The organism is Arenimonas sp., from assembly GCF_019459675.1.
In the GTDB taxonomy this organism is placed as follows: Bacteria; Pseudomonadota; Gammaproteobacteria; order Xanthomonadales; family Xanthomonadaceae; genus Arenimonas.
Genome location: NZ_JAIBFH010000259.1, coordinates 1 through 9,925, shown reverse-complemented (window position 1 = coordinate 9,925; position 9,925 = coordinate 1). Strand labels below are relative to the sequence as shown.

The 9,925-nt window shown below is 68.8% G+C and carries 8 protein-coding genes; 4 read left to right on the top strand and 4 right to left on the bottom strand.

Going from position 1 to position 9,925, the window contains the following annotated elements; genetic code table 11:
• The 3 genes from K0M70_RS08675 to K0M70_RS08665 all read left to right on the top strand — a co-directional run.
• The coding region (locus K0M70_RS08675; protein ID WP_290781403.1) for an autotransporter outer membrane beta-barrel domain-containing protein at positions 1 to 933 on the top strand (933 nt) is incomplete at its 5' end.
• 79 nt (positions 934 to 1,012) lie between these two features.
• The gene (tdh, locus tag K0M70_RS08670; RefSeq protein ID WP_290781402.1) at positions 1,013 to 2,050 is read left to right on the top strand and encodes an L-threonine 3-dehydrogenase; all 1,038 of its coding nucleotides are present in this window, start codon (positions 1,013 to 1,015) and stop codon (positions 2,048 to 2,050) included.
• Positions 2,020 to 3,471, top strand: a complete 1,452-nt coding sequence (locus K0M70_RS08665; protein WP_290781401.1) for a hypothetical protein — start codon at positions 2,020 to 2,022, stop codon at positions 3,469 to 3,471. The genes tdh and K0M70_RS08665 overlap by 31 nt, the downstream gene beginning before the upstream one ends.
• A gap of 47 nt (positions 3,472 to 3,518) precedes the next feature.
• On the opposite strand, the gene K0M70_RS08660 is transcribed toward K0M70_RS08665, so the two are convergent.
• The gene (locus tag K0M70_RS08660; protein ID WP_290781400.1) at positions 3,519 to 4,265 is read right to left on the bottom strand and encodes a TorF family putative porin; all 747 of its coding nucleotides are present in this window, start codon (positions 4,263 to 4,265) and stop codon (positions 3,519 to 3,521) included.
• 228 nt (positions 4,266 to 4,493) lie between these two features.
• On the opposite strand from K0M70_RS08660, the gene kbl reads away from it, so the two are divergent.
• Positions 4,494 to 5,693 (top strand): glycine C-acetyltransferase, encoded by a 1,200-nt coding sequence (gene kbl, locus K0M70_RS08655; protein ID WP_290781399.1) that lies wholly within the window; start codon positions 4,494 to 4,496, stop codon positions 5,691 to 5,693.
• On the opposite strand, the gene K0M70_RS08650 is transcribed toward kbl, so the two are convergent.
• The 3 genes from K0M70_RS08650 to K0M70_RS08640 form a co-directional block, all read right to left on the bottom strand.
• The gene (locus K0M70_RS08650; RefSeq protein ID WP_290781398.1) at positions 5,690 to 6,187 is read right to left on the bottom strand and encodes a GNAT family N-acetyltransferase; all 498 of its coding nucleotides are present in this window, start codon (positions 6,185 to 6,187) and stop codon (positions 5,690 to 5,692) included. The genes kbl and K0M70_RS08650 overlap by 4 nt on opposite strands.
• A gap of 106 nt (positions 6,188 to 6,293) precedes the next feature.
• The gene (locus K0M70_RS08645; protein WP_290781397.1) at positions 6,294 to 9,152 is read right to left on the bottom strand and encodes a diguanylate cyclase; all 2,859 of its coding nucleotides are present in this window, start codon (positions 9,150 to 9,152) and stop codon (positions 6,294 to 6,296) included.
• A 121-nt stretch (positions 9,153 to 9,273) separates the two neighbouring features.
• The coding region (locus K0M70_RS08640) for a pseudouridine synthase (RefSeq protein ID WP_290781396.1) at positions 9,274 to 9,925 on the bottom strand (652 nt) is incomplete at its 5' end.

The window sequence follows — 9,925 nt, the reverse complement described above, 5'->3', positions numbered from 1 at the left end:
ATTCCGGGCCAGGGCCGGGCGGCCACGCGCGACGGCGCGCCCGACGACCCGGCGCTGCGTTCGCCGCTGGGCGCGGGCTGGTCGGCCTTCGCAAGCGCCGACATCGGCCGGCTGAAGCGCCGCGACGGCGTGAACGAAGCGCCGTTCGATGGCGACACCGGTTCGCTCAGCGCGGGCCTGGACTGGGCACCCGCGGCGAACTGGCGGCTGGGCCTGGTGGCCAACCACGCGCGCGACGACCTGGACTTCGTGCTGTCGGACGGCAGCCTGCGCACGCGCTTCACCGGACTGATGGCGCTGGGCGGCTGGAACCTGGGCGACACGGTTTCCGTGGACGGCTATGCCGGCCGGCTGCAGGGCGACTACCGCGTGCGCCGCGCCATCGACTATTCCCTGGCCAGCGGCGTTGCCGTCGCCAGCGTCGCCAGTGCGTCCACCGACGCCCAACGCACGCTGGCCGGACTGGGCGTGACCTGGTCGCTGCCGGCGGGCGCCTGGGAATGGCAGCTGGGCGCAGGCGTGGACTGGCAGAGCACCGAACTGGATGCGTACACCGAAACCGGCGGCTCAGGACTCGCCCTTTCGCTGCCTTCGCGCACCGTGGTCAGCCGTCGCGGTCGGCTGGACGCTGCGCTGGCGCGCACCTTCTCGCAGGAATGGGGCATCTGGCAGCCGACGCTGCGCCTGGGCTGGCGCCACGAATACGCCAATCCCTCCCGGCCGATCGGCGTGCGCTTCGTGGACGACCTCGGCGCCACCACGGTGCGCTTTGATACCGACGACGCCGACCGCAGCTGGGCCGAGGCCGGCCTGGGGGCTGTGTTCGTGTTCACCGGCGGGCATTCGGCCTTCTTTGAACTGCGCCAGCGCCTGGGCCACGACTTCCTGCAGGAACGGCTGCTTTCCGTGGGCTGGCGCATGGAGCTGCCGTGAACGGGCTTTACCGACCGGTTCACGCCCGCCGGGTATAATCGCCGTCCTCAGGGCCCGACGGGCCTCGCCGGACGCAGACATGGCACAGCAGATGATGAAGGCGCTGGTGAAGCGCCACGCGGAAAAGGGCATCTGGATGGAACAGGTGCCGGTGCCCGCGCCGGGCCCCAACGAAGTGCTGATAAAGCTCGAGAAAACCGCCATCTGCGGCACCGACCTGCACATCTACAAGTGGGACGAGTGGAGCCAGCGCACGATCAAGCCGGGCCTGGTGATCGGCCATGAGTTCGTGGGCCGCGTGGTGGAAATGGGCCCCGGCGTCACCGGCTACCAGATCGGCGACCGCGTGTCGGCCGAAGGCCATATCGTCTGCGGCCACTGCCGCAATTGCCGAGCCGGACGCCAGCACCTGTGCCCGAACACGGTGGGCATCGGCGTCAACCGCAACGGCGCCTTCGCCGAATACATGGTGATGCCGTCGTCGAACCTGTGGCCGATCCCCGACTCGATTTCTTCCGAGCTGGCCGCCTTCTTCGATCCCTACGGCAACGCCACGCACTGCGCGCTGGAGTTCGACGTGGTGGGCGAAGACGTGCTGATCACCGGCGCCGGCCCGATCGGCATCATTGCCGCGGGCATCTGCAAGCACATCGGTGCGCGCAACGTGGTGGTGACCGACGTCAACGACTACCGCCTGAAGCTGGCCGCCGACATGGGCGCCACGCGCGTGGTGAACGTGTCCAAGCAGTCGCTCAAGGACACGATGGCCGAGCTGCACATGGAAGGCTTCGACGTGGCGCTGGAGATGAGCGGCAACCCGCACGCCTTCAACGACATGCTCGATTCGATGTACCACGGCGGCAAGATCGCCCTGCTGGGCATCCTGCCCAACGGCGCCGGCATCAACTGGGACAAGGTGATCTTCAAGGGCCTGACCATGCACGGCATCTACGGCCGGAAGATGTACGAGACCTGGTACAAGATGACGCAGCTGGTGCAGTCGGGCTTCCCGCTGCAGAAGGTGCTCACGCACCAGATCCAGATCGACGACTTCCAGAAGGGCTTCGAGCTGATGGAGACCGGGCAGTGCGGCAAGGTCGTCTGCAGCTGGAGCTGACCCACCCCGCCGCATCCACGCTCCGGACCTGGTCGCGCCGCGCACTGATGGTGGCGGGGCTGCTGGCGCTTGCCCTGGCCAACGGCGCGCGCGCCGAACGCGAACCGGTGCTGGACGCCGCCGACCTGGTGGACGCGTCGCTGCTGTCGGGCCCCGGCTGGCGGGTGGAGCCGCGGGTGCAGGTGCGCGGCTACCAGGCGCGCTTCGTGGTGCGCACCGACTGGGGCGTGCTGGAAGCCGGCAGCGTGGACCTGCTGGCCCTGCGCGTGGCGGAAATGCCGGCGGTGGAGGCCCTGCACCGCACGGGCGTGACCCAGGTGCTGGTGGAGTCGGTGGCCGACAGGTTCGGCGAACCCGTCAGCGCGGTGACCGCCATCGGCAGCGAGCCGATGCGCACCGGCAAAGGCCTGCCCAACGGCGTGGCGCGCTACTTCGGCGAACGCTGGGAGCGGCTGCGCAGCGGCACGCGCCGCATCGCCGACCGCAGCCACCGGCTGGTGATGCAGGACGGTTCGCCCTACGACAATCCGACCGGTCCGATGGCCGATGCCGGCACCGACGCCCCAGCACCCAAGCGCGGTTTCTGGCAGCGCCGGGGCCGCGAACTGGGCCGCCTGGCCAAGCAGGAAATCGGCGTGAACGCCGCGCGCCAGTCGCTGGCCGCGCGCCTGGCGCTGGATCCGAACACGCGCAATCCGCTGATCGTGCCGCGCCTGGACGCACTGGCCTGGGCCGAAACCACCGGCCGCCTGGCCACCGGCGAGGCGCTGGGGCTGCTGGGCGGCCCGGCGGGCGAAGTGCTGTCGCGCGCCATCCAGGTCAATCGCCTGGTGCTGCAGGAGCCGCCCGAGCGGCTGCGCGTGCGTAACCACGACATCCTTGCCAACTACTGCGCCGACCAGCTGCTGCTGCGCGGCTTCATCGCCGACAGCGCCTATTCGCCGACGCTGCAGCTGCAGTTCACCGACCTGTACGTGCAGCTGGCGCCGGCCGGCGGCTGCGAAGCGCTGCTGGAAACAGCGCTGATGGCCGCGGACGAGGCGCAGGCGCGCTTCGTGGTGAACGCGCTGCGGCTGACGCTGCACGCGCTGGGCGAGCAGTCGCGCGGCGGAAAGTTCGTGCCGCAGGGCGCACTGCTGGCGTATGAAACCGCCGACGGTGAGTTCGTGCTGCCGCTGGCGGTGGACTGGCTGGCCTGGACCCCGCAGATCCGGCGCTGGTTCGACATGCCCACCGTGGGCAATCGCCCGCGCCGCACGCTGCTGGTGGCCGGCGCCATCAGCCCCCGGGCCGAGAGTGAACTCACCGAGCGCGGCTGGAGCCTGGTGCAGCGCCCGCCCTACCCCGGCGCACCGCCGTACCGGCGCATGCTGAGTTTCGGCCCCGAGCCGGCGGCTTCGGCTGCAGTCAGCGCGGAATAAAAAAGGGCGCCCGAAGGCGCCCTTTTCTTTGTTGCACGCTGGCTGGATCAGCCGCCGATCGAGAAGCTCAGCACGAAGCGGTTGCCGGCGGTGTCGCCGAAGTTGTCGTCGCCGTTCGCGTCGGTACCGTAGAAGCCCAGCGCCGCGTTGACGAAGCCGAAGTCGCGGTTAACGGCCACCGTCCAATCGGTGTAGTCGGCGAAGCCGGTGCTGCTGTCGAAGGTGCTGCGGCCCAGGCCGACGTCCAGGCCCACGCCCGCGCCCAGCGCCCAGCTGCCGCCCACGCCGTAGTAGAAGCCGTCTTCGCCGAGGTTGTAGACGTCGTTGGTGTAGCCGAAGGTGAAGCTGTAGGTTTCGTCGTAGGCCAGCGTGGAGATGAACTCGTTGTAGTCGCCGTCGCCGAAGCCGTCCTGCTCGCCCAGGTAGTTGTAGCGGTTGAGCATCAGGTCGAGGTTCCAGGTCTCGGACAGGTCGGTGTTCCAGCCGATGTAGGTGTCGACCTCGACGTCCGGGCCGCCGGCGCCGAAATCAACGTTCGAAGCCCAGACGCCCACGTAGAAACCACTGTCGAAATTGAGGTCGGCGCCCAGCTGCAGGGCGGCCTCTTCGTCGGTCTGGGAAACGCCGCGGAAGACGTAGTCGCTGGCGATGGCGGCGTTCCAGCTGTAGATGGACGCCTCTTCCTCGGCGGCCGCTTCTTCCTCGATGACCGCCTCGTCCTGCGCGAAGGCGGTGAGGGGCAGCGCGAACAGCGCGGCGGCGAGGGCAAGGGAAAGCGGGGTGCTGGTCTTCATCGGGAGTTCCTCGTCGTTGGGCAATGGGGTGTGGCTGTAGTTTTTTTGACCGCTGGTCCCGTCCGTTTCGAATTCCCGGCCGAGTGTTGAAAATAATAGCCGCTTTTCGCGGGTGCCCGCAGGATAAACCATGGTGCGTCGCAGCATCCCAGCCGCTTCCGGAACCTGACCTGTGGGCGCATGAACCCGGATAATGGCGGCCACCCCCACGCACCGAGCCCGCCCGCCATGTCCGATACAGCCCACCCCCGCTACGCCGCCGAACTGGAGGCCATCCGCGCCCAGGGCCTGTTCAAGGCCGAACGCATCATCACCGGTCCCCAGTCCGCGCAGATCGAGCTGGCCGACGGCCGCACGGTGCTCAACTTCTGCGCCAACAACTACCTGGGCCTGGCCGACCACCCCGACGTGATCCAGGCCGCCAAGGACGCGCTGGACAGCCACGGCTTTGGCATGGCCTCGGTGCGCTTCATCTGCGGCACGCAAGACCTGCACAAGCAGTTGGAAGCCAGGATCGCCGATTTCCTCGGCACCCAGGACAGCATCCTGTATGCCGCCTGCTTCGATGCTAACGGCGGACTGTTCGAGCCTTTACTCGGCGAAGAAGACGCCATCATCTCGGACGCCCTCAACCACGCGTCGATCATCGACGGCGTGCGCCTGTGCAAGGCCAAGCGCTACCGCTACGCCAACGCCGACATGGCCGACCTGGAAAAGCAGCTGCAGCAGGCCCAGGCCGACGGCGCGCGCACGATCATGATCACCAGCGACGGCGTGTTTTCGATGGACGGCTCGGTCGCCCCGTTGGACGAACTGACGACGCTGGCGCGCAAGTACGGCGCGCTGGTGCACATCGACGAATGCCATGCCACCGGTTTCCTGGGCGCCACGGGCCGCGGCAGCGCCGAGGTCAAGGGCGTGATGGACCGGATCGACATCTTCACCGGCACGCTGGGCAAGGCCCTGGGCGGCGCGCTGGGCGGTTTCACCGCCGGCCCGCGCGACGTGATCGAACTGCTGCGCCAGCGTTCGCGCCCCTACCTGTTCTCCAACTCGCTGCCGCCGCACGTGGTGGCCGCGGGCATCCAGGTGTTCGACATGCTGGCCGCCGCCGACGCCCTGCGCGCACAGCTGGCGACCAACACCCGCTACTTCCGCGAACGCATGACCGCCGCCGGTTTCGACCTCAAGCCCGGCGACCACCCGATCTGCCCGGTGATGCTGTACGACGCGCCGCTGGCGCAGAAGTTCGCCAGCCGGCTGCTGGAGGAAGGCATCTACGCCATCGGCTTCTTCTTCCCGGTGGTGGCCAAGGGCCAGGCCCGCATCCGCACGCAGATGTCGGCCGCGCACACCCGCGAACACCTCGACCGCGCCATCGCCGCCTTCACCAAGGTCGGCCTGGAGCTGGGCGTGATCAAGGCCTAGGGGCGAAGGCGCGCCAGGCTCACGGCGTCGACGAAAGCGCCGTCGCGGTAGGCGAAGTCGCGGTGCCGGCCTTCTTCCGCGAAACCATGGCGCGTGTAGAGCGCGATGCCGGCGGCATTGTCGGCATACACCTGCAGTTCGATGCGATGCAGCTGCAGCCAGCGGTCGGCCAGGTCCAGCGCGGCACCCAGCAGCGCGGTGCCGACGCCGCGCCCCTGCCAGTCGTCGCGCACGCCCATGCCGATCTCGCCCACGTGCCGGCGGCGCGGGTTGCTGCCGGCGTACAGACCCAGTTGGCCGACTACGTCGTCCCCGGCACAGGCCAGCAGCAGGTGCGCGTTCGGGTCGACCGCCTGCAGCCGCTGGCGCCACAGGTCCAGCGACGGGAACGGCAGCTGCAGCGTGCCTGCCTGGGCCCGCGGCCCGGCATAGATGGCCTGGACGGCGGCAAAATCGTCGGGCTCGGCGCGACGCACCGTGTACGGCTGGGTCATGGCTTCGACAGGGAGCTACGGAGGCGAAGCCCAATGTTTGCGCATCCGTGAGCGGGCGCCAAGTCCCTTTGGCGAGGTCGAACAGCGGGACTTGATCCATTCGCGGTCACTGCCGAGGGTGGACACCGGGGGCCGGGTCCAATTCGACCCGATTCCTTCCGCCCTGTTTCGCCCTGTAGAGGGCACGATCGGCCCGGGCGACGAGCTCGGGTCCGGCATCGCCGTCGCCCGCTGCAAGTACCGCGACACCGATGGAGACGGTGACCCGCCCCCCGGGCGCGCCCTCGTTGGGCAGGTTCATTGCTTCCACCGCCTCACGCAGTCGCTCGGCGCCCTGTGCGGCTTCATGGGCGCTGGTGGACAGGTAGATCAGGGCGAACTCTTCGCCGCCGAATCGAGTCGCCGTGTCCTCGCCCATGCGGATGGTGGCGCCAATGACGGCGGCAACGCGCCGCAGGTAGTCGTCGCCGACCGGATGCCCGTAGCGGTCGTTGATCGCCTTGAAATGATCGATGTCCAGGATAAGCAGGGACATGGGGACGGCCAGGCGACGACTGAGCGCCATGGTGCGCTTGAGCTCCAGTTCGAACCGGCGGCGGTTTCCCAATTGCGTCAGCTCGTCCACTTCGGCCAGGCGCCTGAACGAATCACGGACGTCCATCAGTTCCCGGTTGGCACGCTGCAGCGCCTGCGTGCGTTCGGCCACGGCCAGCTCGAGCCGCCGGCCGTCCTCGATCACTGCCCGGTGGCGCCGGCGCGAGCGCAGGCCGGCCAGAGACGCGCGCTCCAGCCAACCGAGGATGGCCCCTCGAATCATGGCCGACGCCGCGGCGCCAACTTCGAGGCGAAGCAGTTCCCGCTCGGGACCCAGGCCCGTCACGGGTGCCAGCGCGCGGCACAGCAAACGGTAGCTGCCCGTCGGCAGGGACGTGTAGCTTGCCTGGCCGCGGGTGTCGGGCTGTGACCAGTCGTGGTCGAAGCCCACCAGCTTGAACTGGTAGCGCACTTTGTCGGATTCGACGAACCAGGCGCAGTAAGCCCTCGCTTGCAGGGACCAACGTCCAGGCGCCATGTGGTAAACGCCGGCTGCCTCCACCGGTTCGCCTCCCGTCCACGCAACGTCCAGCAGCTTGCACACGGGCGGACTGAAACCTTCCAACAAGGCCATGTCGACCCGGACCAGGCCGCCAGTCAGGCCACAAAGCAGGGCGCTCTCGCCATCGTTGACCAAAGTGCGGTTGTTGGTGAACTCCCAGTCCCGCACGGCGAGCATTGACTCGATCCGCTGGACCTCTTGCCCCGATTCGGCGTCCACCACCATCAGGCCCGCGGACGTACCCACGGCCAGCTTGCTTGCGTCCAGCCAGACAAGCGTCCAACCAGCAACCTGCGGGCAGGACCGCAGGATGCGCTGGCTTCCATCGCGCTCGACAAGAATGACGTGGTTGTTCTCGATAACCGCCAGCCGGCCATCGGTCCCGACGGCGATGGCGTAGGCGTTGCCATCGGCATGCAGCAGGCCCGTCGACATCGACTCCGGGGTACCGGATCCGCGGACGCGCCACAGGCCCCTGCCGAGGGTACCGCCCCATGCGCCACCCTCACCGTCCGGCACCAGCGCGTAGACGTAACCGAGCGGATGCCCCTGGGCGTCGTTCATCGCCCGGCAGCAACCCCTTTCCAAAGACGCCAGGCCGCGAAGCGTGCCTACCAGGATGGCGTCTCCCAGCGGCATCAGGGTGCGATTGGGCGCCCCCACCACTGGGTCGTCGGCACACACGCGCTCGAACCCTCCCCCGGGCGGCGCCAGGAAGAGACCCGCTTCGGTCGCTGCCCAGGTGCCCTGACCATCGCGCAACGTGTCCCAGAAGATGGTCTCGTGCTGGATCGGCGGTCCGGCGATGACCCCGCGCCCTTCCCCCGCTCCGCCGCCGGGCAACTCAACCAGCGACCTTTCGCCCCCGACGAGCAGACCGCCGTCACTCTGGCGCCGGATCGAGTAGACCCCGTCCCGGCTGCCGATGTCGATTCGCTGTATGGCGCGGCGCAGGCAACTCAACTTCGCCAATCCGCGGGTGTTGGTGGATATCCAGACGTTGCCCAGGCCGTCAACGCTGACGTCGTTGATGGGGCTTTCACACTGGACGCGCTCGGCCTGCCGATACCCGTCCATCGCCAGCGCGAAGCAATACAGGCTGCGCCCGAATGCCACCCATACTGCTTCTCCCGCCCGGGAGACGGCGGTCACCCTCGGGTCGCCCTCAGTGGGCTTGAGCAGTCCAGATACGCGTCCGGTCAAGGTGTCCAGCACGACCAGTCCCTGGTTCGTGCCCACCAGCAGTTGATTGGCCTGGCCGGCCCGAACTCGGGTGGGCGCCATGCCGTCCAGCGCACCAGAGGCAAGCCTCCACCAACTCCTGCCATCGCTCTCGACCAGGCCCACCGTCGCCGAGGCCGCCACCACCCGTCCGGACTTGGTCTCCACCACTTCGTGGACGAAACCGACGTCCGCCTCGAAGACCACGTCCACCCGGCCGCCGTCGACACTGGCTTCCACGGCAATAAGCCCACCCGCAGTGCCGAGCCAGCGCCTGGTCGACTGGCAGACGATGCTCTGGCACAGCCCGAAGTTCCAGCCTTGGGGCCCGGGCCGAACGCCAGAAGCGAGGCCGGGCCCTATCCGCTCAATCCCGAGGTCGGTGCCGATCCAGACCTCGCCATCGGGCGCCACGCAAACCGCGCGCAGCCCGCTGCATTCCAGGCCGTTGCGCCGGTCCCAGTGACGCGTGTGGCTGCCATCGAAGCAACTGAGGCCAACAGGCGAGGCGAGCCAGATCCTCCCTTCGAGGTCGGTAGCATGGCGATGCACTTGGTTCGAGCCCAGCCCGGTGGACGAGTCGAGTACGTAATCCACGAAGCCCGGCTCGGCCGGCAGGCGGACGGTGCTCTCGTCGGTTCTGCTCACTCGTGTGTGTCTGGGGAAGTGAGGCGCGATGGCATCGGCATGGCTGAAATTGGGCCTTCACATATGAGCCAGCCCAGTGTACTCATCAAACACGGCACCCGGGTGCGATGCAGGCACGGGGTCACCGGGCCGCCGGCGCCAGGCCTGCAACTTCCTGGGGGGTGAGGCGACGCCACTGGCCCTTGACCAGTTCGCCCAGCGCCAGCGGGCCGATGGACACGCGCACCAGCCGCAGCACGCCCAGCCCATTGGCGGCCAGCAGCCGGCGGATCTGCCGGTTGCGGCCCTCGCCGAGCACGATCTCCAGCCACGCGTTGCGCGTGCCGGTGCGCAGCAGCGTGGCCGACTTCGCGGCCAGGCGCTCGCCGTCCTCCACCACGCCCTCGAGAAGGCGGGCCAGCAGGGCGGCATCGGGGATGGCGTCCACCTGCACGCGATAAGTCTTGTCGGGGCCGGTGTCGGGGTCGGTGATGGCGGCGGCCCAGGCCGGGTCGTTGCTCAGCAGCAGCAGGCCCTCGCTGGCCTGGTCCAGCCGGCCCACGGGCGCCAGCCAGGGCAGCCCGGCGTCGGCGAAGCAGGCGTAGACGGTGTCACGGCCCTTCTCGTCGCTGGCGGTGGTCACCAGGCCCCGCGGCTTGTTCAACGCCAGGTACAGGCGCTGCGCCGCGGCGATGTCGCGGCCGTCCACCGCCACCCGGTCCACCCCGCTGCGCACCGGATGCTCGGGGTCGCGCACCACGCGCGCATTTACGGCCACGCGCCCCTGGGGGGGG